The 22,659-nt window shown below is 64.1% G+C and carries 19 protein-coding genes; 8 read left to right on the top strand and 11 right to left on the bottom strand.

Translation table 11 applies throughout. The features are described 5' to 3' along the window. Nucleotides 1–4: 4 nt before the first annotated feature. Nucleotides 5–568, top strand: coding sequence for a DNA-deoxyinosine glycosylase (locus tag ABWL39_RS09375; RefSeq protein ID WP_367789568.1), 564 nt, complete (start codon nt 5–7; stop codon nt 566–568). Between the two features lie 64 nt (nt 569–632). Here ABWL39_RS09375 and ABWL39_RS09370 read toward each other — a convergent pair whose 3' ends face one another. Next, the gene (locus ABWL39_RS09370; protein ID WP_367789565.1) at nt 633–1,529 is read right to left on the bottom strand and encodes a LysR family transcriptional regulator; all 897 of its coding nucleotides are present in this window, start codon (nt 1,527–1,529) and stop codon (nt 633–635) included. Between the two features lie 104 nt (nt 1,530–1,633). Here ABWL39_RS09370 and ABWL39_RS09365 point away from each other — a divergent pair, with 104 nt between their 5' ends. Then, nucleotides 1,634–2,590: a DMT family transporter gene (locus tag ABWL39_RS09365; protein WP_367789562.1), complete on the top strand. Its 957-nt coding sequence runs from the start codon at nt 1,634–1,636 to the stop codon at nt 2,588–2,590. A gap of 29 nt (nt 2,591–2,619) precedes the next feature. On the opposite strand, the gene ABWL39_RS09360 is transcribed toward ABWL39_RS09365, so the two are convergent. Continuing rightward, complete coding sequence (locus ABWL39_RS09360) at nt 2,620–3,900, bottom strand: HD-GYP domain-containing protein (RefSeq protein ID WP_367789559.1); 1,281 nt, start codon at nt 3,898–3,900, stop codon at nt 2,620–2,622. 181 nt (nt 3,901–4,081) lie between these two features. Between ABWL39_RS09360 and ABWL39_RS09355 the strand changes: the two genes are divergently transcribed. The 3 genes from ABWL39_RS09355 to glp are packed head-to-tail and all read left to right on the top strand — an operon-like array spanning nt 4,082 to nt 6,638. After that, nucleotides 4,082–4,933 (top strand): HDOD domain-containing protein, encoded by an 852-nt coding sequence (locus ABWL39_RS09355; RefSeq protein ID WP_367789556.1) that lies wholly within the window; start codon nt 4,082–4,084, stop codon nt 4,931–4,933. Further along, a complete protein-coding gene (gene mobB / locus ABWL39_RS09350; protein ID WP_367789553.1) occupies nt 4,930–5,421 on the top strand; it encodes a molybdopterin-guanine dinucleotide biosynthesis protein B in 492 nt (163 codons plus the stop codon). The genes ABWL39_RS09355 and mobB overlap by 4 nt, the downstream gene beginning before the upstream one ends. Nucleotides 5,422–5,435: 14 nt before the next feature. After that, nucleotides 5,436–6,638, top strand: a complete 1,203-nt coding sequence (gene glp, locus ABWL39_RS09345) for a gephyrin-like molybdotransferase Glp (RefSeq protein WP_367789550.1) — start codon at nt 5,436–5,438, stop codon at nt 6,636–6,638. A 60-nt stretch (nt 6,639–6,698) separates the two neighbouring features. Here the strand turns inward: glp and ABWL39_RS09340 are convergent, their stop codons facing one another. From ABWL39_RS09340 to ABWL39_RS09315, 6 genes are all read right to left on the bottom strand, one after another. Next, nucleotides 6,699–7,373, bottom strand: coding sequence for a PEP-CTERM sorting domain-containing protein (locus ABWL39_RS09340; RefSeq protein WP_367789547.1), 675 nt, complete (start codon nt 7,371–7,373; stop codon nt 6,699–6,701). 190 nt (nt 7,374–7,563) lie between these two features. Continuing rightward, nucleotides 7,564–8,958 (bottom strand): class II fumarate hydratase, encoded by a 1,395-nt coding sequence (fumC, locus tag ABWL39_RS09335; RefSeq protein WP_367789543.1) that lies wholly within the window; start codon nt 8,956–8,958, stop codon nt 7,564–7,566. A gap of 216 nt (nt 8,959–9,174) precedes the next feature. Then, complete coding sequence (locus ABWL39_RS09330; protein WP_367789540.1) at nt 9,175–9,381, bottom strand: hypothetical protein; 207 nt, start codon at nt 9,379–9,381, stop codon at nt 9,175–9,177. A gap of 101 nt (nt 9,382–9,482) precedes the next feature. Next, the gene (locus ABWL39_RS09325) at nt 9,483–11,690 is read right to left on the bottom strand and encodes a bifunctional (p)ppGpp synthetase/guanosine-3',5'-bis(diphosphate) 3'-pyrophosphohydrolase (protein WP_367789537.1); all 2,208 of its coding nucleotides are present in this window, start codon (nt 11,688–11,690) and stop codon (nt 9,483–9,485) included. A 292-nt stretch (nt 11,691–11,982) separates the two neighbouring features. Further along, a complete protein-coding gene (locus ABWL39_RS09320; RefSeq protein ID WP_367789534.1) occupies nt 11,983–12,555 on the bottom strand; it encodes a phasin family protein in 573 nt (190 codons plus the stop codon). A 242-nt stretch (nt 12,556–12,797) separates the two neighbouring features. Then, entirely contained in the window at nt 12,798–15,218 is a 2,421-nt protein-coding gene (locus tag ABWL39_RS09315; RefSeq protein ID WP_367789531.1) for an HDOD domain-containing protein, read from the bottom strand. A 662-nt stretch (nt 15,219–15,880) separates the two neighbouring features. On the opposite strand from ABWL39_RS09315, the gene ABWL39_RS09310 reads away from it, so the two are divergent. Beyond that, nucleotides 15,881–16,675, top strand: a complete 795-nt coding sequence (locus ABWL39_RS09310) for a CsgG/HfaB family protein (RefSeq protein ID WP_367789528.1) — start codon at nt 15,881–15,883, stop codon at nt 16,673–16,675. A 163-nt stretch (nt 16,676–16,838) separates the two neighbouring features. Next, nucleotides 16,839–17,765: an alpha/beta fold hydrolase gene (locus ABWL39_RS09305; RefSeq protein ID WP_367789525.1), complete on the top strand. Its 927-nt coding sequence runs from the start codon at nt 16,839–16,841 to the stop codon at nt 17,763–17,765. Between the two features lie 62 nt (nt 17,766–17,827). Here the strand turns inward: ABWL39_RS09305 and ABWL39_RS09300 are convergent, their stop codons facing one another. Continuing rightward, nucleotides 17,828–19,150 (bottom strand): hemolysin family protein, encoded by a 1,323-nt coding sequence (locus ABWL39_RS09300; protein WP_367789522.1) that lies wholly within the window; start codon nt 19,148–19,150, stop codon nt 17,828–17,830. A gap of 423 nt (nt 19,151–19,573) precedes the next feature. Between ABWL39_RS09300 and flhB the strand changes: the two genes are divergently transcribed. Beyond that, on the top strand, nt 19,574–20,746 hold the full coding sequence (gene flhB, locus ABWL39_RS09295; RefSeq protein ID WP_367789519.1) for a flagellar biosynthesis protein FlhB: 1,173 nt from the start codon (nt 19,574–19,576) through the stop codon (nt 20,744–20,746). A 2-nt stretch (nt 20,747–20,748) separates the two neighbouring features. Here flhB and ABWL39_RS09290 read toward each other — a convergent pair whose 3' ends face one another. After that, the gene (locus tag ABWL39_RS09290) at nt 20,749–21,498 is read right to left on the bottom strand and encodes a CatB-related O-acetyltransferase (protein WP_367789516.1); all 750 of its coding nucleotides are present in this window, start codon (nt 21,496–21,498) and stop codon (nt 20,749–20,751) included. Nucleotides 21,499–21,616: 118 nt separating this feature from the next. Continuing rightward, complete coding sequence (locus tag ABWL39_RS09285; RefSeq protein WP_367789513.1) at nt 21,617–22,648, bottom strand: CDP-6-deoxy-delta-3,4-glucoseen reductase; 1,032 nt, start codon at nt 22,646–22,648, stop codon at nt 21,617–21,619. Nucleotides 22,649–22,659 lie beyond the last annotated feature (11 nt).

The following is a 22,659-nucleotide window of genomic DNA, read 5'->3' as shown; positions in this document are numbered from 1 at the left end:
CGCCATGACAGGGGAAGCAGCCCGCAAGCGCAGCTTTCCGCCGGTTATCGGCCCGGATACCCGGCTGCTGATTCTCGGCAGCCTGCCGGGCGACGCCTCGCTGGCAGCGGGCCAATACTATGCGCATCGCCAGAACCGATTCTGGGAGCTGGTGGGCTCGGTCATCGACACCGACCTGCGCACCCTGCCCTACGACGCCAGGCTGGCATCGCTATTGCATCATGGCATCGGCCTGTGGGACGTGATCGCCGAGGCGGAGCGTGCCGGCAGCCTCGACGCGGCCATCCGCAACGAGACACACAATCCGCTACAGGCACTGCTGATGCAGCTGCCGAGCCTGCAGGCCATTGCCTTCAACGGCGGCACGGCGGCCAGACTTGGTCGCCGCCAGCTCAGGGAGGCAGGGCACAGGCTCGCGCTGATTGACCTCCCCTCGTCGAGCCCTGCGCACACCCTGGCCTATCCGCAAAAGCAGCAGCGCTGGCTGGCGCTGCAGGTGCATTTGCCGGCGATTGGCGCCGGCAGAACAATCAGCGCCGCATCGGCCCCGCCCCACAGCCCGCGCTGAATCCGGCTCACCGAGCATTCAGCCACAGCAACAGCTTCCCCCTCAATCGCCGCAGAGTCCCAGGCTACAGCGGCGACGCGCCGGTCAGGTGCGCCACCAGCGCGCGTGCCTCCGGCCCCAGATCATCGGGCGCACGCAAGCATAGGCGCAGCTCGCGCGTGGCCCAGCTGTCTTCGATTTCGACGATGGCGCCGGCCAGGCTGCTGCGGTGGCGGATGGCGGCCGCCTCAGGCAGCACGGCAACGCCCACTCCCTGCGAGACCAGCTGTGCAATCGCGAAAAAGCTGGGGGCACGCACACGCACCGTCATCGCCTTGCCCGCGAGCCGTGCCATGCCCTCGACGAACCGTTGCATCGCACGTGCCTCCGGCAAGCCGACGAAGGCCTCCCCCGCCACCTCCTGAAAGCGGCAATGACCGGCTGCGGCGAGCCGATGCGCGGCCGGCACGAACAGCACCAGCCTGTCCTGCCGGAACGGCAGGCTGGTCAGGCCTTCGGTGGCGACATTGCCATCCAGCACCCCCATGTCGACCTCGCCCGCACGCACTGCGGCTGCGATGTCACGGCTGCTGAGTTCGTCGATCTGCAGATCGACCAGTTGAAAACGGGTGAGGAAGGGCCCCAGGGCCACCGGCAAGAACGTGCTGTTGGCAACCGTGTTGGCCGCCAGGCGCAAGACCACCCGCGCCTGGCCGCGCAGCCCGTTCATGGTCGATTCGAGCGCATCGGCTTCGTTCAGCACACGGCGAGCATGATCGAGTGCCAGGCGGCCAGCGATGGTAGGCGTCATGCCGTCGGCGTGGCGGACGAACAAGGGCAAGCCGAGCCGCTCCTCCACCTGCCGCAGCCGGTTGCTGGCGGCCGACAGCGCAATCGGGAAGGCCGCCGCCGCGCGGCTCAGGCTGCCATGCTCGGCGATGGACAGGATCAGGCGTAAGTCATTGAGATCAAAATGCCGCATAGCCTTCTTTTTTCGAGAAAGGTAAGTTCATCGAAAACGCATTCTACTTTCGCAGATACATCGGCAGAATCAGCATTATCCATAGATGATAGATGGTAGTGCGCATGAGCAGCCAGACCCAATCCTTATCAATTAAAGAAAGCTGGCATACCCAGCTCGATGGCCGGACATTCGCGGTGCTGGCCGCATTCGGCTTTTCGCTGAAGGCCATCTTCGTCAAACTTGCCTACGCCGCCGCGCCGGTGGATGCATCGACGCTGCTGGCGCTGCGCATGGGTATCGCGCTGCCCTTCTTCCTGTGGCTCGCCCGTACGCCCACCGACGGGCAGGCGGCACCGCTCGATCGTTCGACCGTCGGCCAGGTGCTGCTGCTCGGCTGCCTGGGCTACTACCTGTCGAGCCTGTTCGATTTCGAGGGGCTGCGTTATATCTCCGCCGGGCTCGAACGGTTGATTCTCTACATTTACCCGACGCTCGTGCTGCTGCTGCAGACCTGGTTCTCCAAGCGCAAGCCCAGCCGCGGCGCCTGGCAGGCAATAGCCTGCTGCTACCTGGGCCTGGCAGTCGCGTTTGCGCACGATCTACGGCAGACCGGCACCTCGGCCGATGCCCTGATCGGCGCCGGCTGGGTGCTGGCCAGCGCCGTCACCTACGCGCTGTACTATCTCGGTACCGGCAATGTGGTTGGCAAGCTCGGCTCGATGCGCCTCACTGGCCTGACCGGCGCGGCCTCGTCGCTGATGGTGCTGGCGCACTGGTTGCTGCGCGGCGAGCCACACCAGTTGCTGGCCCTGCCCGCCCAGGTGTGGCTCGATGCGGCGCTGATGGCCCTGCTGTCCACCGTGCTGCCGATCTGGGCACTGGCGCAGGCCATCCGTCGCATGGGCGCCGGCGAAGCGGCGGCGATTGGTTCGCTGGGCCCTGTGTTGACGGTAGCCGCTGCCTGGTGGCTGCTCGGTGAACAATTATCGCTGGTCCAGCTGGCCGGCCTGGCGCTGGTCATGTTCGGCGTCACCCGCCTGTCGCCCGCCAAACCGTCGAAGACACAGCCGGCAAGTTAGCGCGGGCAGGCCGCCACGGCTTGCCGCAATCAGCGCCGCCGGGTCAGGGTGCCGATCAGCGTAGAAAACACGGTACGCTCATCGTCCGCCAGCGAACTGGCCCGCAGCGCGATGTCGCGGGCCAGCTCGCGCAGGCGCCAGCGGATCTCGCGCGCCACGGCGGCGACCTCCGCCACGCCCTCGTCAGGGGATTCATAATCGAGCCAGCTGACCTCATAGCCAGCCGTCACGCCGCCCAGCCCAGTACGCGAGAAGGCGCGGTGCAGCTCGGTGAAGCGCGCCTCGATGTCACCCAGCAGCGCTTGGGCACCGGGCGTGGCAAGCCGCTCGCCCGCCAGCTCGATCACCATGAAGACATCCCCGATGTAGGCAATCAGCCGATGGATTTCCACCACGGCTTCGAGCGGCGTCATCTCGACATCCGGCGCATCGGACATCTCGTTCAGTACCGAACGCACGGCCGCCACCACCGCCGGCGCATGATCGGAAGTGATCACCTTGAAGGCGACCGATGCCCGCAGTGACGATTCCTCCGGCCCAGGGATGAGCCCCGCCATGGCCTCCGCCGTCGCCAGAATCTTCGCGGCAGGGCTCATGGCAGCGCCCGCCAGGCGGCGCGGGTAGCCGGTGCCGTCATGGCGCTCGTGGTGTTGCAGCACCGCCAGTGCCACGGGCGCCCCCAGGCCGGCAATGCCTTCGATCACCTTGGCCCCGGTCAGCGGATGCACCGCGAGTGCTCGCCAGTCGTCGAGCGACAGATCGGCACGTGAGGACAGGACTTCCGGCGCGACATACAACTCACCAACGTCGTGCAGCAGGCCGGCAATTGCCAGCGTGCGCATCACCTCGGGCGAGGCCTGCATCCGGCGTGCCAGGCCCAGCGCCACGAGCGTGACCAGCACGGCATGGCGCAACACCCCGGCGCCGGCCCGCGCACTCACGCTCAGCAGCAAGGCCGTCACCTGATTCACGGGTACCTGTGCCAGCCAGGACAGTGGCCAGGGCCGGCCCTCATCCAGGCACAAGGGCGCCAGTATCGGCCAGCTCTCGATCAGTTCATGGGCGATCTGCCCGATATCTGTCGCGGCCACCCCCTGGGCTGGCGCGAGGCAGGCTTCGAGCGGGCGGCGCAAGCGCTGCAACAGCAGCCGCTCCCGCAGCACCGGTGAGAGCGGCTTCCCCTTGGCCAGCAGCTTGATGCCCGACTCGGAATAGATGTCCTCGGACGCAACAACCGCCTCATGCTCGGCCAGCGACATGACTCGGTCAAGGAAGTGTGGGTTGCCGCGGGTAGCGTCGTAAGATGACATGTTGCAATGCGCAAGGGGATCGCTATTTTATAAGCCAGCCCCCTCGCCATCGCAAGCCTGTAGCGCTTTTGCGGCGATGAAGCGGGGGCACCGGCCCGGCGAAGGCAGCGATGCGACAACCGGCTGCTGCACCGTGTCGGCGGTACGGGTAAAATGGCGGCAGACATATTTCGAGCCAGCCATGCAGATCAGCCAACAAGATGCGGCCCAACTCCTGCGCGGTATCGTCATCCCGCCCCGCCCCGCCGTCATGCTGGAGCTTGCCGCCGAACGCGAGCAGCCGACACTGGAGCCGGGCCGGATCGCAGAGATCATCAGCCAGGATGTCAGCCTGTCCGCCGCCATCCTGAAGACCGTCAACTCGCCGTTTTTCTCGCTGCCGCAGCGCGTGGCCTCGGTCAGGCATGCCGTGTTGCTGCTGGGCGCGCCGAACGCCATCAGTCTGGCGACCGGCCTGGCGCTGCGCAACACGCTGAATATCGCCGACAACCACCATGTGCAGCGCTTCTGGGAAACGGCGGCGCTCGACGCGCAGGTGGCGGCCTTCATCGCCACCCAGCTCAATCTGCCGCAGCGTGACCAGACCTATACCTTCGGCCTGTTCCAGAATTGCGGCATCCCGCTGTTGCTGGCGCGCTTCAAGGATTATCAGGACACGCTGGACCTGGCCTACGCCTCGCGCCAGAAGCCGTTCACCACCATCGAGCAGGAGCGCCATGGCACGCATCACGCCATCGTCGGCCACCTGGTGGCGCGCTGCTGGTATCTACCGGAGGAGATCGGCCTCGCCATCCTGATGCACCACGACCCCGCGCTCTACACCGAGCCCAGCGAAGAGATCACCGAGGACACGCGCGTGCTGGTCGCCGTGACCAAGCTCGCCGAGCAGATCGCGCACAGCTTTCTCCACCTGCCGCGCGACCAGGATTGGCAGCGCAATGGCTCGCTGATCCTCGAATACCTGGGCCTGAGCCAGGCCGAGTACGCGGAACTGTGCGACGACGTGCAGCAACTGCTGGAAGCCGGCCGGTGAAGGTATTCGGCTTCTGTGGCTATTCGGGCAGCGGCAAGACGACACTGATCGAGCAATTGATCCCACTGCTCACCGGGCGCGGGCTCACCGTCTCGCTGATCAAGCACACTCACCACGCCTTCGATCTCGACCAGCCCGGCAAGGACAGCTGGCGCCACCGCCAGGCCGGCGCCAGTGAAGTGCTGCTGGCCGGTGGGCAACGCTGGGCATTGCTGCACGAGAACCGCGAGGACGCAGAGCCCACACTGGCCCAGCTGCTCAGCCGGCTGGCCCCCTGCAACCTGGTGCTGATCGAAGGCTACAAGCACGAAGCGATCCCCAAGCTGGAGATACACCGGCCTGCGCTCGGCAAGCCCCTGCTGTTCGGCCACGACCCGCATATCGTCGCGCTGGCCAGCGATATGGAGATTGCCACCGAGCTACCCCGTTTTGACCTGAATTCGCCGGCGCCGATTGCCGACTTCATCCTCCACACACTCGAACTATGACACACGACAAGCCCATGATGTCCGTCGACGACGCCCTGAGCCAGCTGCTCAACGGCGCCGCGCCCCTCACCGAGCACGAGACCGTCGCGACCGAGCTGGCCACGGGCCGCATTCTGGCCCGCGACCTGATCTCCCCGCACAATGTGCCGCCACACGACAACAGCGCCATGGATGGCTACGCCATCCGCCTGGCGGACCTGGCCGGCGGCGCCCCGCTGCGGGTCTCGCAGCGCATCCCGGCCGGCCACACCGGCGAGCCACTCCAGCCCGGCTGTGCCGCGCGCATCTTTACCGGGGCGCCCATCCCACCGGGCTGCGACGCCGTGGTCATGCAGGAGCTCGCAACGGTAGAGGGCGAGATGGTGCGCTTCGACACCCCGCCCAGGTCCGGGCAGAACATACGCCGCAGCGGCGAGGATATCCGCGCCGGCAGCGCCATCCTGCACGCGGGCAGCCGACTGAAGCCGCAGGACCTGGGGCTGGCGGCATCCGTCGGCATCGCCAGCATGGCCGTCGTGCGCCGGCTCAAGGTCGCAGTGTTCTTCACTGGCGACGAGCTGGTGATGCCGGGCAACGATCTCGGCCCCAGCCAGATCTACAACTCCAATCGTTATGTACTACGCGGCCTGCTGGACAGCCTGGGCTGCGACGTAACCGATCTCGGCATCGTGCGCGACGATCTGGCGGCCACGCGCGCCGCCTTGCGGACTGCCGCCGATGCCCACGACCTGGTGCTGACCTGCGGCGGCGTATCGGTGGGCGAGGAGGATCACGTCAAGGCCGCCGTCGAGGCCGAGGGTGCGCTCGAACTGTGGAAGATCGCCATGAAGCCGGGCAAGCCACTGGCCTTCGGCCGGGTGGCACAGACACCATTCGTCGGCCTGCCTGGCAACCCGGTGTCGAGCTTCATCACCTTCCTGCTGTTCGTGCGCCCGTTCATCCTGCAACGCCAGGGGGCCGACGCCACCGCAGCCCCGGCCATGCCGGTCACGGCCGGTTTCGACTGGATCAAGCCGGACAAGCGGCGCGAGTTCCTGCGCGTACAACTCACACCGACGGCCGGCGGCGGGCTCGAAGCATCGCTGTTCCCCAACCAGGGCTCGGGCGTGCTGACCTCGTGCAGCTGGGCAGATGGCCTGATCGACGTCGCACCGGGCCGGGCGATCGCACGCGGCGACACTATCCCTTTCCTGTCTTACGCCAGCCTGCTTGGCTGACGGCGCGCCAGAAAAGCAAAAAGGCCGGGGTCACCCGGCCTTTTTGCTTGCTGCGGCAGCTTACTGAACGTTGGCCCGACGACGAATGCCCACCATCACCACGCCCAGGCCAGCGGCGAGCATGGCCCAGGTTTGCGGCTCCGGCACCGGCGCAGCGATCACGCTGACGTTATCGAGATACACCCGGCCGCCCACATTGTTGAACGACAGCAAGGTGCTGGCGCTGCTGGCGCGCAGGTGATCGAAGGTGAAGGTCTGCCAGTCACCGCTGAGGTTGAGCAGCGGGCTCTTCTGCACCAGCGCGGAGAACGAATCGCCAAAGCTGACCTGCAGGGAATGCAGCGGGTTGAGCGCCAGCCAATGCGTGTTCAGCGCGAAGCTCAGCGAATAGAAGCTGCCGGCGTTGGTCGCCAGCGACTGGCTGATGCCGTCGACGTTGAGCAGTTCGCCCAGCCCGACATACTGGCGGCCATCGGCAGCCGTCGAGAACAGGCCGTCGCGATACAGGTGGATCTCATCCCTTTTCCAGCCGTGGGCTGTCTGGTGGCCGGCAGCCCAGCCGTCGGTCTGCCTGATTTCCTTGGTGTCGGCGAAGAGTTCGAGTACATCGTGCTTGCCGTTGATGTTCTGCGCCTCGAAGCTGCCGTTCTGCACCAGGTTGGTATTGGCGCTGACAGCAGCGGACAGGCTGGCCAGCACCAGCCCGGCAGTGGCAAAAAATGCGAACTTGGACATGTAAACTCCCTGTGTTATCCGTTGAATGCAACTACCCATCACTCTTTCCATCCGGATAATTTTTTTTATATTTAGTAATTCACATGTCATGCTACACGAGTTGCCGCACTGCAACAAACAGCGTTCCATGAACTGCTGATGTAGATTTCCCGCCTCCCAGCCCCGGCAGGCAAGGCATGGGGCCTTCCTGTTACCCCGGATGGGTCATGTCGAGCGGTACGATCCATTGCGCGTATTGCACCGCACTGACGTAGCCGGAGCGCAGCGCCGCCTCCTTCAGCGTCAGCCCCTGCTGGTTTGCCTGCTTGGCAATACTGGCGGCCTTGTCATAGCCGATATGGCGATTCAGAGCCGTCACCAGCATCAGGTTGCGCTCGAGGTTGTCGGCAATCCTGGCCCGATTAGGCTCGATACCCGCGGCGCAATAGCGGTTGAAGGCCCGGCAGGCGTCGGACAGCAGCTCGATGCTCTCCAGCACGTTGTGCACCATCACCGGCTTGAACACATTGAGCTGGAAATGCCCCTGGCTGCCGGCGAAAGCAACGGCGGCATCGTTGCCGAACACCTGCACGCAGACCATGGTCAGCGCCTCGCACTGTGTCGGGTTGACCTTGCCGGGCATGATCGACGAGCCCGGCTCGTTTTCGGGGATCAGCAGCTCACCGATGCCGCAACGGGGGCCGCTGGCAAGCCAGCGCACGTCGTTCGCCATCTTCATCAGGCTGCTCGCGAGCAGGCGCAGCGAGGCCGACAGTTGCACCAGCGCATCATGCGCCGACAAGGCGAAGAACTTGTTCGCCGCGGCGCGGAACGGCAGCTGCGTCAGCGCCGCGATGTGGGCCGCCGCACGCTCGCCAAATTGCGGATGGGCGTTGAGCCCCGTCCCGACCGCCGTGCCGCCGATCGCCAACTCGTAAATGCCGGGCAAGGCCTGCCTGACCCCATCCAGCGCGAAATCGAGCTGTGCCACCCAGGCGCCGATTTCCTGCCCGAGGGTAACCGGGGTGGCATCCTGCAGATGGGTTCGCCCCGTCTTGACGAGGTCCCGGTAGGCATCGGACTTGTCCGCCAGCGTATCGCGCAAGCCGCCCACTGCCGGCAGCAGCTGGCCATGCAGGCATTCCGCAACGGCAATGTGCATCGCGGTGGGGAAGGTGTCGTTGGACGACTGGCTGCGGTTGACGTGGTCGTTCGGATGAATGGGCTGCTTCGAGCCGATCACGCCGCCGGCCAGCTCGATGGCGCGATTGGCGATCACCTCGTTGGCATTCATGTTCGACTGGGTGCCCGAGCCAGTCTGGAACACCACCAGCGGAAAATGGCCATCGAGGCGGCCGTCGATTACCTCGCCGGCGGCACGGACGATATAGCCCGCCAGCTCGGCGGGCAGCTCACCCAGCTCGGCGTTGGCCTGCGCTGCGGCCTGCTTGAGGATGCCGAGCGCGCGGATGATGGGGCGCCGCCAGCGAAAGCGTGCAACGCCGATCGGAAAATGTTCGATGGAGCGCTGGGTTTGCGCCCCCCAGTAGCGATCGGCAGGGACCTCGATCGCCCCCATCGAGTCGGTTTCGGTTCGCTTGGACATATTGGCTCCTGGCTGACTGGCAAACAATCCGCTCCACGGGGGCTGGCGCGCACTCGCCGCAACACGCCGGCGAAGGCTGGCGGCATGGGCATGCAATGCGGCCAGCTTGATGCGGGATGGGATCAATCTCCAAGATAGCACCGCCGCCCGCGGCAAGCGCCAAAATGCGCAGAGCCCGCATGGGCGGGCTCTGCGGCATTCAAAACGGGCGCGGCTTCAGGCGTAGGTATCGATCAGCCGGCTACGCTGTTCGGCACGCGAGTTCTGATCCTGTACGCTCTTCAGGCTCTGGTCGGCCAGCTGCTGCTTCTTGTTGTCGACCGAATCGGCACTCTTGCGCACATCGTCGAAAATCTGCCGTGTGGATTGGGTCAGGGCCTGCGACATGGCGGAGTTGTAACTCTTCAAACCGTTGACGTTCATCTTCTCCTCCTGCCGTTAAATTAATCGTCGCTAATATAGCAAGAATCCCGTGAAACTGCCAAGCAGGAAAGCCATCACGCCCCAGTATTTTTACCTACGATTCAACGCCTTGATGCGCGGATCACGCCCGGCACATCGAGGATCAGGTGCAGCAGGTGGCGCAGCTGTTCCGCATTGTTGACCTCGACGGTAAAGCGCATGAAAGCGCGCTGGTCTTTCGACAGCGTGTTCGCCCCGGTGATATTGACCTTGTCGCGCATGATGGCATCCGACACGTCGCGCAGCAGGCTCTGGCGGTCGTGCGCCTCCACCTCGATATCGACCGAGAAGACACTGCCGCCCGACGCGCCCCAGCTTGCCTCCAGCAGGCGCTCCGGCGCGTTGGCGGAGAGCCGCTTGAGCGTGAGGCAGTTGCTGCGGTGGATGCTGATGCCGCGCCCACGCGTGACGAAGCCGACCACCTCATCCGGCGGCACGGGCTTGCAGCACTTGGCGAGCACGGTCATCAGCTTGTCGACACCGACGACGAGCACCCCCTGGCCATGCTTCTGCACCTTGGGCTGCCGCACCAGGTCGGCCGCCTCGACGGCAGGCGCCGGCTCGGGCGCCACTACTGTCTGCAACGCACTGGCAAGCTGACGCAGGCCGATGTCATCGTGACCAAGTGCCTTGAAGAACTCTTCGGTATCGTCAAAATCGAGCCGCTGGGCCACCTGCTCGACATTCACATTGAGCAGCCCGAGCCGCGCAGCCTCACGCTCGAACACCTGGCGCCCTTCGGCAACGGCGATGTCGGTATTCTGCGCACGGATCCAGGCGCGCACCTTGTTGATCGCGCGCGGGCTCTTGAGGAAGCCGCGGTGCAGCCAATCCACGCTTGGCCCCCCCTGCTTCGCTGCCATGATCTCGATGCGCTGGCCGTTCTCGAGCGTGGTATCGAGCGGCACGATCTTGCCGTTCACCTTGGCGCCGCGGCAGCGGTGGCCCAGATCGGTGTGCACGTGATAAGCGAAATCGACCGGCGTGGCCCCCTTGGGCAGCGCGATCACGCGGCCTTGCGGCGTCAGCACGTAGACCGTGTCCTGGAACAGCTCCGTCTTGAATTGCTGGGCGAGATCGCTGGCATCGCTGACCTCGTCGCGCCATTCGAGAATCTGCCTGAGCCAGGCGATCTTCTCTTCGTATTTCGGGTCCTGCTTGCCGCCCTCCTTGTAGCGCCAGTGTGCCGCCACGCCGAGCTCGGCATGCTTGTGCATGTCGTAGGTGCGGATCTGCACTTCGAGCGCCTTGTCGTTCGGCCCCACCACGGCGGTATGCAGCGAGCGGTAGAAATTGCCCTTGGGATGCGCGATGTAGTCGTCGAACTCGCCGGGAATCGGCTGCCACAGGTTGTGCACGATGCCGAGCACGGTGTAGCAGTCCTTGATGTCATCAACCAGCACACGCACCGCGCGCACATCGTACACCTCGGAAAAGTCGAGGTGCTTCTTCTGCATCTTCTTGTAGATGCTGTAGATGTGCTTGGGACGGCCGCTAACCTCGCCGTGGATGCCCAGCGCCTGGAGTTCGCCGCGCAGGATGCGCAGCACGTCGGCGATGAACTGCTCGCGGTCGAGGCGCTTTTCGTCGAGCAGCTTGGCAATCTTCTTGTACAGCTGCGGCTCGAGAAAGCGGAAGGCCAGATCCTCCAGTTCCCACTTGATCTGCCACACGCCAAGCCGGTTGGCGAGCGGCGCGAATACGTCGAGCGTCTCGCGCGCCACGCGGCGGGCCGTGTCGGCATCCACCTCGGACAGGTAATGCATGGTCTGCGTGCGCCAGGCGAGCTTCACCAGCACCGCGCGGATGTCCTCCACCATGGCCAGCAGCATCTTGCGCAGCGCCTCAGCCTGGGCATGGCGCTCTTCCGCCTTGAGCTCCGGATGATCGAGCTTCTGCAGCTCCTGTATCTTGCGCACCCGCCCCACCCCCTCGACCAGATGCGTGATCGTGGTGCCGAAGCGCTGCTCGCACGGCTCGCGCCAGTCCGCCACATAATCGGGCCAGGCAAACAGCAGGGCAGCAGCCACGGCCTCGGCATCGAGCTTGAGCTGCGCCACGATGGCTGCGGTGCCGATCGCATGGGGCAGCAACGCCTCGCCGGTACTGGCAATGCTGCGGCCTTCATACAGCGGCGCAATGGTGCCCAGCGCCCGATCGAGCAAGTCGAGATCGGCCTCGGCGTATTGACCGGACAGTTGCTGCAGAAAAGCCTGGCGATCCAGGGTGGCAGCAGCAGTGGGAGAAATGGGACGTACGACGGAAACCATGGCGGCGATTATGCCACGATTCCAGAGCCTGGGCGGTGAGCGGAACAGGTCCTTGACTTTGGAATATTAGTGTTTTATAAATTTATAACATAACGACTTGACCACCATGCACGATCTGGATGGGCAAGCATGGGATGTGCGATCGGGGCTGCTCAGCTGGCAGGTTGGGGTAGGGGAAAACCCAGTTTCGCATCCTGAATGTGGAAGTAATAAAAACGGGCTCCGTTGGAGCCCGTTTTTCTTTGTCCGACGCCGCGCCGTGCGCAGCGATCAGGCATCCGCCCTGGCTGGATTATGCATCAGCAGCGGCAGCAGGCTTCTTGCGCGGCGCAGCAGCGGCACCAACAGCCTTAGCCGACGAGGTAGCAGCAGCCACACCGGCTTCGGCCAGGTCGGTCGTTACCTTTTGAGCTGCCTTGGTCACGTTGTCGTAGGCCGAGGTCGCAGCGGCAACGGCGGTCTTGATCGCGTTGATGGCAACATCGGAACCAGCCGGTGCGTACTTCTGCAGGTTGTCGATCAGGCCGGCAACGCTCTTGTTGGCGGCAACGACTTCTTCCTCGATCACCTTGGCAAACTCGGCCTGGGTGCTGGCAGCCGCATCGTAGAAGCTCTTGGCAACGCCAAAGGCCTTGTCCAGCGACGGCTTGGCCAGCGTGTCCTGCAGCGAGCTCAAGCCTTGTACGTCCTTGACCTTGGCTACAGCCTTGGCGGATTCGCTGCTGTCGGCCAGCAGTTCCTTGGTGACTTCGAGTTGCAGGCTGACCAGGCGCTCGATGCCGGCCAGAGCAATGTTGGATACACGCAGAGCCTTGGTCAGGCTGGCTTCGTTCAGCTCAGCGAGCTTTTCCGGAGTTACGAACATGACACACCTCTTTCCTTGAAATTAAAAGACTAACGACTTGATATTGCACCGCACCATGACTCAATTCTAGTGGGCCCATTATTAATGTCAAGATACTTTTGTGCACCGCACAAATGCATTATCCAATTGGCCAAGATTGCCTGAGCGAGATGACGGATTGATGAACGGAAGTTGCGCCGGGTGCGGCGCCAAGTCGCTGACGGATCAGGAGAAAGGCCGACGCAGGCGTGCGCCGACCCAGGTCAGCCCATCTGTTTCTGGCGGATGGCGAGCACAGCCTGATTGCGCAGGGTCTTGAGCAGATTCAGCTCCGCCGGCGGGATGTGGAGCTCCCCTGCACGCGCCTTGTCACCATAGAACAGGCCAATGATCTTCTTGTCGATGATCAGCGGCAGCAGGATGAAGGTCTGCGCGCCAAGCGCGTCCTTGTACCACTGCGGGATGCGGTCGCGGATGTTTTCCTGGTTGACGTCGTTGAGAAAGATGTCGGCCTGCCGGTCGAGCGCAACCTGGAACACATCCTGCGACTTGCCCAGCGGAATGACGAAACGCTTCAGTATCATGTCGATATTGGGGCCAAAGCCGATGCGGGCCGCCAGTGCGTTGCTGCGGACATCGCGCGTGCACAGCAGCACGCGGTCGAACCCCATGCCGCGATACATGGTTTCCAGAATGATGCGCAGCAGGTCGTTGAGGTTGTAATTGTCGACCAGCGAGTTGGTGATGTCCTGGATACCCGCCGACAGCACCGCCTTGGCATCTTGCCGGTCGGGCTCCTGCATCAGCTCGGCGGCCACGGCCTCAGTCTCGAGGATTTGCCGCTCGATGGTGTCGGCCGGCTCGTCGCTGGCGCCACGGCTGGCGGTCGGCAGCCCCGCCCATTCGCGCGCATTGCGCAGGGCCTCGCTCTGCGACGAGTTGACACCGAACAGTGCTGCCTCGTTAATGAATTCCTTGATCGATTCGTCGACCAGCCGCGTCAGCTCGCTTTCACTCAGCGGCAAGGCGGACGAGAAGCGCCGGCTCAGCGCGGACAGCCGATTGGCCTTTTCCTTGGGCGGGCTCGCGGTGGCGATGCGCGTCAGCTCGTTGGCCATGCCGGAGACCGCACGCAGCCTTTCCATCTGGTTCTGCGGCGCGCGCACATGATCGGCCGGCGGCTTCATGCTCTCGACGATCTTCTCCGGGAAATTCCAGGCCCGTGCGATGCCCATGCCCAGCTCGGCATAAGACAGCCCGAGCACCGCGATCTCGGCCGATGGCTCGCTCATCTCCTCGGCCTGTACGCGGCGGCGGATCTCCATCGCCTCGTCGTACAGATAGAAATGCGCCAGCAGCCGGCCCAGATTGTGGAACATGGCGCAGATGAAGCTTTCCTCCGCCCCGCGCCCACCGAGCTTGTGCTCGATCTGCTTCGCCACCAGGCCGTTGAAGAAGGTGCGGATGACCTCGTCGCGCAGCTGCAGCGCCTGGCTCTTGTTCTGCAGATGCTCGAACAGGATCAGCGTGATCGCCAGATTGCGCACGGTCTCGAAGCCGAGAATGATGACCGCACGCGAGATCGTGCTGATCGTGCCACCGAAATGGCCGTACACCGCCGAGTTGACCAGCCGCAGGAGCTTGTTGGTCAGCGAGAAATCCTTGAGGATGACCGCGGACAGCGCGTGCAGGCTTTCCGAATCGGCGTTGGTGATCTTGTTGATGGCGCTGATGGACTGAGACAGCGCGGGGAAGTCATTCTTCAGGCGGATGCGCCGCAGCAGGAATTCCAGCGTGCTCTGGCTGGCGTCGACGACCTCCTCCTCGGCACTGCTCGGTTCCGCGTACTGCTTGAGCGCGGTGCGCATGTCGTCGGCGTTGTGGTAGCGGTCGTCGGGCGATTTGAGCAGCGCGCGCATGACGATGCCATCCAACGCTTCGTCAACCTCGTGGTTGAGCGCCGAGGGCGACTGGAAGCGCTCGTTGGCGATCGCATGCATCAGTCTGAACGCATTGTCGCCGGACACGGGCGGGCGCCCCGCCAGCATCTCGTACAGCACCATGCCCATCGCGAACACATCGACCGCCTTGCCCTGCGCCTGGCCCTCTATCGTCTCGGGCGCCATGTAGGCCACGGTTCCGTTCAATGGCTCGCTGCGGTCGCCGCTCCTCCGCGCGATGCCGAAGTCCATGATGCGCGCCACGCCTTGCGCGTCGATCATGATGTTGGCGGGCTTGATGTCGCAATGAATGATGTTCTTGCCGTGGGCGTAGGCGAGCCCATCGAGCACCTGCAGGGCGATCTCCACCGCGCGCTCGGGCGCCAGCGATTGGCCACCGCGCAGGAGCTGGGACAGCGGCTGCCCCTCGACATATTCGAATACCAGGTAGAGCGAGTCGTCCTGCTCGATCACGTCGTACAGCGTGACGATATTACGGTGCTGCACCTGGCTCACGGTGCGCGCCTCGATCAGCAACGCCTCTTTCGCTTCCGGGCTCTGCCGGTCAAGGCGGACGGTCTTCAGCGCTACCGGGCGCTGCAGCTTGGGGTCATGGGCGAAATAGACGGCACCCTGCCCGCCCTTGCCCAGCAACTTGATGATCTGATATCGCCCGACTTGCTTCGGCTGTGTCGCTTGCGCCATGAAATAGTTGTCCAGCTTGTTGTCTTGTCCCGCATCCATGCAGGTAGCGCAATACTGCCACCCGCCCCTTGCCGGTCGGCAGGCCCTGGCAGCGGGTGGGTAGCTAATTTCTTTATACAGGAAAATATAATCGTCGACACAGCCAAATCGGCAGTAGGCAAGATGGCTGAGAGCCAGGCAAGGCGGGGCGATCGCGGCGATCGCCGGAATGAAAAATCCCGACCGCAGAACTGTAGCCGGGCGGATATATCCAGGCTCGACGCTGGGCACCTGCATGCCAGCATCGCCCCGCATTTTCAGCGTCTGCTCGGGCCAGCGTATTTCGCCGCGGCGTCCGGTGTCGGCATTCTTCCAGGCGTTGACGGCAAACAGGGCGAAACCGAGCGCCGGCGTGAGCGAGCCCATGGTGGACCAGATAGCCCCCCGGCAAAAGCGACAGGCCGGCGTTATGCCGCCTGAAATGGGCCGCCGCCGGCGGCGCGTGCGACGGTACGCCCCGCTAGCACACGCCCATGGCCGCCATCAACAGCCAGCCCGCCAGCTTGGCGTGGACATGCACAGGCTTGTTGGCGAAATCGTGGCTCATCGCCATGCCCCCCTACGCCGAAACCGCACTAAGCATTACTTACCCGGGGCCGCTCGCCTGCCCGCATGTCATCGGTTAAGATAAGCGCCCATCCAAATGACATAAGTTTCCCGCCATGAGCCCAAGTACCCGTCTGCTGCCAATTCTCGCCGTGATGGCCCTCGCCGGATGCAAGCCCGGCGGTATCGAGACCGGCAACGCCGGCGGCCTGGTGACAGGCAGCGCCGGGCAGAAAAGCGCATCGGGCGAGACGCGCAAGATCGAGAAGTGCGATGCGGCGGTAGCCACGGTGGGCGTGGTCGAGAACCCGAACGGCTATACCTACAGCAGTGGCCGCGGCAATCTGCCCGAATCGCCGGTGCCGCTGGTTCGCCTGATGTTGCAACAGAGCGGCTGCTTCCGCGTGGTCGACCGCAATCTTGGCCTGAAAGGCACCAAGCAGGAATTGGAATTGCAGGAATCCGGCCTGACGCGCAAGGACAGCACGGTAAACCCGCGCGGCAATGTGCTCGAAGCGCAATATGTGCTGACACCCACCCTGGTGTTTTCCGAACAGAATGCCGGCGGCGGCCTGGAGGGCATCCTCGCGCGCATCCCGGTCATCGGGCAGTTTGCCGGCCTGGCCGACAAGGTCAAATTCAAGGAGGCTCAGGTGGTGCTGACGCTGACCGATGCGCAGACCACCGAGCAGCTGGCCAGCGCCGAGGGCTCGTCGCGCGCCACCGATCTCGGCACCGCCGGCCTGATGATCGGCGCCGCGGGCGGAGCCGGCATGGCGGGCTGGAGCAACACCAACGAGGGTAAGGTGATCTCGGCCGCCTTCCTGGATTCGGTCAACAAGCTGATCCCGCATGTGCGCGAACTCGAGACCAAGGCCATGCCGGCCCGTGTCGCGACGCGCAAGGGCTGACCCGGCACGGCATCACCTCGTCGTGCCGACGTCGCCAGGATGGCTGGCAGCCTGGCACCAAGGCTGGCGGCAGCGGTTGAAGGCCGGCCAGGATACAACGTCGGCCGACACAAGACCGCCAAGCGCCATTACAATGCCGACATTACAACTGTCGGACAAAGCCATGTCGCGCTTCCTCGCCATCCTGCTGCTCTCCCTGAGCCTGTTCGAATTGGCGGGCTGCTCCACCGAGCAGACCGTCCATGCCGCCATCGGCTTCGAACGCACGCTGTCCGGGCTCGACCGCAACCATGCCGAGATCGACGGCCATACCGTCTATTACCTCGAAGGCGGCAGCGGCGAAACCGTCGTCATGCTGCACGGCTTCGGTGGCGACGCCGACAACTGGACGCGCTTTTCGCGCCACCTTACCGACGACTACCATGTGATCGCACCCGACCTGCCGGGCTTTGGCGAATCCAGCCGCTTGCCGGCGGCCTCTTACGGCGTGCGGCAGCAGGTCGAGCGCGTGCGCCTGCTGCTCGACCAGAAGGGCATCGACAAGGTCCATATCGGCGGCAACTCGATGGGCGGCTATATCGCCGCCTGGTTCGCCGCCACCTACCCCGAGCGAGTGAAGAGCCTCGCGCTGTTCGACGCCGCCGGCATCAACAGCCCGACGCTGTCGCCGGTGCTCAAGCAGATTCTCGACGGCGGCAGCAATCGCCTGATCATCGACGACCCGGCCCGGTTCGACGATTTCCTGCAGCTGATCTTCGCCGACCCGCCCTACATCCCTGGCTTCTTCAAGGATTACCTGGCGCAGAAGGCCTATGGCAACAGCGCGTTCAACCGCAAGATCTTCGACGAGCTGTGGTCGCAGCGCCTGCCGCTGGAGGGCGAGCTGCCGAAGATCAAGGCACGCACGCTGATCGTCTGGGGCGACCAGGACCGCGTAATCGACATATCCAGCGTGCCGGTGCTGCAGCAGGGGCTGAAACAGGTGGAAACCCGGGCGGTCATCCTGCCTGGCGTCGGCCATGTGCCGATGGTGGAAAGGCCCGCCGAGACGGCAAAGGCCTACCGCACCTTCATCGCGGGTGGCGCGTAACGCCATGCCTCGCCGCATGAAAAAAGCCGGCGAAAGCCGGCTTTTTCGTTGGGCCCTGCACCTCAGTGCAGCATATCCGCGTCGTCTTTCGGATAGACCCGGACCATCAGGATGCGCGGCCCCTTCATGCGCTTGACCACGACATCGAACTGCTCGAACTCGATGCGGTCGCCTTCCTTCGGCAGCTCGCGCAGCTTCCACATCACCAGGCCGCCCACCGTATCAGCGGCATCTTCTTCCTCGGGCTCGATATCGATGCCGAGCGCCCGCTCCAGCGTGTAGATCGGCAGGCTGCCCTTGCCGATCAGCGAGCCATCGTCGAGCTGCGTCCATTCGTTCTGCGTGTGGCGGAATTCGTCGCGGATCTCGCCGACCAGCGCCGACAGCAGGTTGTCGAGCGTAACGAAGCCCAGCGGCTGGCCATCCTTGTAGGTCACCACAGCAAAATGCGGCGCTCCTTCGCGGAAGCGGCGGAACAATTCGAGCGCCGGCATCGATGGCGAAATGATCTGGGCCGGGCGCAGCAAGGCATCCAGCGAGTCGGGCAGCGTGCCTTTCTGCAACGCGAAGAACACATCCTTCAGGTGCACGATGCCCTTCACCTCGCCGTCCGTACCGAGATAGGGGTAGCGGCTGTAGCGGTTCTGCACCATCAGGTCGAGATTGGCTTCGATGCCGTCCTCAGCTTTCAGCGCCACCATTTCGCTGATCGGGCGCATCAGGTCCGCCACCTCGTAGTCGCGGAAATCGAGCGCCTGCGCCAGCACACGCCAGTCCTCGTTGGTGTACTGGTCGTTCTCGCGCGAGCCGCGCAGGATCAGCTTGAGCTCGTCCGGCGAATAGTGCGCTTCGTGGCTGCCCTCCTCATCGAGGCGCAACAGCTTGAGCACCCAGTTGGAGCTCGTGTTGAGCGCCCAGATGGCCGGGTACATGGCCCAGTAGAACGCGTACAGCGGGACAGCCGTCCACAGGCCGACACGTTCGGACATGCGGATCGCCATCGACTTCGGCGCGAGCTCGCCGACCACGATGTGCAGGAACGAAATGATGAAAAAGGCGACGAAGAAGGCGATGCCGTGGGCAAGCTTCTCGTTGCCAACCTGCAGCCAGTCGAAGACGGGCTCCAAAAGCCGGGCGAAGGCCGGCTCGCCGACCCAGCCCAGGCCGAGCGAAGCCAGCGTGATGCCGAGCTGGCAGGCGGAAAGATAGGCATCGAGGCGGCTATGCACCTCGGCAAGAATGCGGCCACGCCAGCCATAGGTCTTGGCGATGGCCTTGACGCGGGTCTGGCGCAGCTTGACCAGACCAAATTCGGCCGCGACAAAGAAGCCGTTGAGAAAAACGAGGACGAAAGCGAGAAAAACGAGACCTATCTGACTACTCATATCCGGGGATGCATGGCAGCCCCGCTACTCCTTGATGGATACACTGAACCGGCGGATGGTAGCCGATTTTACCGGGACTGTCTTGCGCGGCCAGGGCAAGCCATTGATCCGGCAGCGTTCTGGCGCTGGCGCCCGGGCGCCGGCCTGGATGCCAGCGTGCGGGAGCCCATCCAGCCGCGTCTGCTCACCAACCAGCCAGCCCGCCCGCCCGCCGCAAGCGTAAAGGCTCGTATCGCTACGAACAGGGCTCTGCCGATGTACGACAAGTTTCACCGGTGAAACTTTGTGCCCGCGTGCGGGGCTGCCGCCGGGCATCCAATGATGGCACCGCCGCCGACGCGAGCCCCCTGCCGTGGCCGCGGCCCCAGCCAGCGCGGCGCGCGGCCCGTCATTCGGCTACACTGGCAGCCTTGATCGGCCCCCATGCCCGCCATGGCAGAAGATAGCGACCTCGAAAAATCCGAACCCGCGTCACCACGACGGCTCGAAGAAGCGCGCCAGCGGGGCAATATCGCCCGCTCGCGCGAGTTGTCGACCTTTGCCGTGGTGATGACCGGTGTTGCCACACTGGTATTGATGGGCCCGCAGTTCATCGGCGAGCTCGAGCGCATCATGCGCGACGGCTTGACGCTCGATCGCAAGCTGCTGGCCGATCCACACAATATGCTGGAGGCGTTCTACCGCATCTGCGCCGATGCGCTGACGGTGTTCACGCCGTTTCTCGTCGCGGTGACGATCGCCGCGATTCTCGCACCATTGATGATGGGCGGCTGGCTGTTCACGCTGGAGCCGATCAGCCCCAAGTTCGACAAGCTGAACCCGCTGCCCGGCATCCAGCGCATGTTCTCGGTGCAGGCGCTGGCCGAGATGGTCAAGGCGGTGCTCAAGTCGATGCTGATCGGCGGCGTGGCCGGCTGGGTCATCTGGCGCGAGCGTGGCGAAATCCTCGCCCTGATCGGTGAATCGCCGTTTTCCGGTTTCGCCCACACCGGCCAGCTGATCGCCTACACCATGGAGGTGGTGGTCGGCTCGATGCTGTTGCTGGTGGCGATCGATGTCCCCTTCCAGCTGTGGAACTATCACCGCAGCCTGCGCATGACCAAGGAGGAAATCCGGCAGGAATCGAAGGAATCGGAAGGCGACCCGCACATCAAGGGCCGTATCCGCGCCATGCAGCGCGAGGCGGCACGCAAGCGCATGATGCAGGAGGTGCCGAAGGCCGACGTGATCGTCACCAACCCGACCCACTATGCGGTGGCGATCAAATACCAGAGCGGCAAGATGACGGCGCCGCAGGTCGTGGCCAAGGGCTCGCACCTCTTGGCCGAGCGCATCATCGAGCTCGCGCGCGAGCACAAGGTCGCCATCCTGCGCACACCGCCGTTTGCCCGCGCACTCTACTTCCACGCCGAGCTGGGCCAGGAAATCCCCGCCAAGCTCTATACCGCCGCGGCCGAGGTGCTGGCCTACGTCTACCAGCTACGCCACTACCAGACCTATGGCGGCAACCAGCCCACGGCCCCCGATCAACTGCCGGTGCCAAGCGAGCTCGACCCGGAAGCGGACAAGCCGCCGGCAGAGCCCGCCGAATCCTGAGTTCAGCCTTTCCAGGTCTGCCGGAAACCGAACTGCGACAGGCTGGCGTAGGGGCTCTGCGCCGAGTGCTTGCTTGCGATCAGCTCGTTGAGTATCTCGATCGCGCGGCCTTCGTCCTCGGTGAGGAAGGTCAGGAATTTGTCGTTGTGCTGTTTCACCCACGACAGCGGCTTGTCCCACCATTGCAGCTGCAGCAACAGCTCGCGCACGCGCTCGGAGAAACGGAAGCGCACCAGCCGCGCCGGCGTGCCGGCGTAGATGCCGTAAGGCTCCAGCACCTGGTTCTGCGTCACCAGCGCGCGGGCGCCCACCACGCAGCCCGAGCCGATATTCGCCCCGCCCAGGATCATCGCCTCGTCGCCGATCCACAGATCGTTGCCGAGCACCACGTCGCCGAGGATGGGCACATTAGACTGCTGCAGGCCGGCCAGCCCGAAAAGGTAGGAGGAAATGGTGCGGATCTCGTGCTGGCCGTTCAGCACGATCTTGACGTTCTGCCCGGCGCTGACGAAGCGCCCGACGACCAGCTTCTGTTGATCGTTGTCATACTTGACCCTGGAGCCGGTGCCAAAGCCGGAACAGCGGCCAAACGGGCAGGAGCCGAAGTTCGGCTCGGCATCGAGCCAGGTGGTGAAGAAGCCGTGGGGGATCAGCGAAATACCCCCACCCTCGAACTGGAGCACCATGAAGCGCTTGCTCCACTCGTGATTCTCCGCCAGCCCTATATACCCATCATCCGGTTGCAGCTTCAACACCCATCTCCTCAATAGTTTGGTCAGATTCGAGTCGGAGCACAGACCCGACCCCGATTATGACAAACGAGAATATATGGACTTAAAAAAAGCGGCAAGATTTTGCCGCTTTTCGCATTCATTGCCCCGCCGGCTTCAGGTCTTTCGACAGGAAGAACGCATCGGAGAAGAACTCGCCCTCGTCCAGCCCCTGCGCGGTGAATGCCTTGTGGGCGGCCTCCACCATCACCGGGGCGCCGCAGGCATAGACCTGATAGTTGCCGAAATCGGCGATGTCCTCGGCCACGGCCACATGGACGAAGCCGGTCCGGCCGGCCCAGTTGTCTGCCGGCAGCGGATCGGAGAGCACCGGCACGTACCGGATGTGCGGGTGATCCTTGGCCCACTGCTGCGGCAACTCGTGCATATAGATGTCGGACAGGTTGTAGGCGCCCCAGTAGATCGTCGTCGGGCGCTTGATGTCGTGCCGGATCATGTGCTCGACGATGCCCTTGACCGGCGCAAAGCCGGTGCCGCTGGCCACGAAGACGACAGGCTTGGCGGACTCCTCGCGCAGGAAGAAGCTGCCTAGCGGGCCCTGGAAGCGCAGGATTTCCTTGGGCTTCATGGTGTGGAACACATGCTCGGAGAAGGTCCCGCCCGCGACATGGCGGATGTGCAGCTGCAGGAAGCCGTCATCGTGCGGCGCGTTGGCCAGGCTGAAGCTGCGGCGCTTGCCGTCCTTCATCACGATGTCGATGTACTGGCCGGCGAGGAACTGCAGGCGCTCGTTCACCGGCAGCTTCAGGTAGAGCACAGCGACGTTGTGCGACACCTTCTCGATCTTTTCGACACGGCAGGGCAGGTTCTTGACCTGGATGTCCTTGATGGCGCCGATTTCCTTACTCTCGATCACCACGTCGGTTTCCGGCCGGGCGCTGCACAACAGGCTGATGCCGCTGGCCAGTTCGGCTGCCGTCAGGCTGCTCTCGGCATAGCTGGTGTGGCTCACGCGACCATCGAGCACGCGACCCTTGCAGGCACCGCACGCGCCGTTGCGGCAGCCGTAGGGCAGCATGACGCTCTCACGCAGCGCGGCCTCCAGGATGGTTTCGCCCTCGTTGACGACAAACTCGTGACCGCTCGGCTTGACGGTGACCTTAAACGACATGTTTCACTGAT

This window comes from Chitinivorax sp. PXF-14 (assembly GCF_040812015.1).
GTDB lineage: Bacteria > Pseudomonadota > Gammaproteobacteria > Burkholderiales > SCOH01 > JBFNXJ01.
Note: the sequence above shows the minus strand (reverse complement) of the source record. Positions and strands in the feature narration are given on the sequence as shown.

Excerpts from the sequence above, each read along its gene's own strand:
- ABWL39_RS09375 (WP_367789568.1), top strand. The coding sequence starts at position 5 with ATGACAGGGGAAGCAGCCCGCAAGCGCAGCTTTCCGCCGGTTATCGGC.
- ABWL39_RS09370 (WP_367789565.1), bottom strand. The coding sequence starts at position 1,529 with ATGCGGCATTTTGATCTCAATGACTTACGCCTGATCCTGTCCATCGCC.
- ABWL39_RS09365 (WP_367789562.1), top strand. The coding sequence starts at position 1,634 with ATGAGCAGCCAGACCCAATCCTTATCAATTAAAGAAAGCTGGCATACC.
- ABWL39_RS09360 (WP_367789559.1), bottom strand. The coding sequence starts at position 3,900 with ATGTCATCTTACGACGCTACCCGCGGCAACCCACACTTCCTTGACCGA.
- ABWL39_RS09355 (WP_367789556.1), top strand. The coding sequence starts at position 4,082 with ATGCAGATCAGCCAACAAGATGCGGCCCAACTCCTGCGCGGTATCGTC.
- glp (WP_367789550.1), top strand. The coding sequence starts at position 5,436 with ATGATGTCCGTCGACGACGCCCTGAGCCAGCTGCTCAACGGCGCCGCG.
- ABWL39_RS09340 (WP_367789547.1), bottom strand. The coding sequence starts at position 7,373 with ATGTCCAAGTTCGCATTTTTTGCCACTGCCGGGCTGGTGCTGGCCAGC.
- fumC (WP_367789543.1), bottom strand. The coding sequence starts at position 8,958 with ATGTCCAAGCGAACCGAAACCGACTCGATGGGGGCGATCGAGGTCCCT.
- ABWL39_RS09330 (WP_367789540.1), bottom strand. The coding sequence starts at position 9,381 with ATGAACGTCAACGGTTTGAAGAGTTACAACTCCGCCATGTCGCAGGCC.
- ABWL39_RS09325 (WP_367789537.1), bottom strand. The coding sequence starts at position 11,690 with ATGGTTTCCGTCGTACGTCCCATTTCTCCCACTGCTGCTGCCACCCTG.
- ABWL39_RS09320 (WP_367789534.1), bottom strand. The coding sequence starts at position 12,555 with ATGTTCGTAACTCCGGAAAAGCTCGCTGAGCTGAACGAAGCCAGCCTG.
- ABWL39_RS09315 (WP_367789531.1), bottom strand. The coding sequence starts at position 15,218 with ATGGATGCGGGACAAGACAACAAGCTGGACAACTATTTCATGGCGCAA.
- ABWL39_RS09310 (WP_367789528.1), top strand. The coding sequence starts at position 15,881 with ATGAGCCCAAGTACCCGTCTGCTGCCAATTCTCGCCGTGATGGCCCTC.
- ABWL39_RS09305 (WP_367789525.1), top strand. The coding sequence starts at position 16,839 with ATGTCGCGCTTCCTCGCCATCCTGCTGCTCTCCCTGAGCCTGTTCGAA.
- ABWL39_RS09300 (WP_367789522.1), bottom strand. The coding sequence starts at position 19,150 with ATGAGTAGTCAGATAGGTCTCGTTTTTCTCGCTTTCGTCCTCGTTTTT.
- flhB (WP_367789519.1), top strand. The coding sequence starts at position 19,574 with ATGCCCGCCATGGCAGAAGATAGCGACCTCGAAAAATCCGAACCCGCG.
- ABWL39_RS09285 (WP_367789513.1), bottom strand. The coding sequence starts at position 22,648 with ATGTCGTTTAAGGTCACCGTCAAGCCGAGCGGTCACGAGTTTGTCGTC.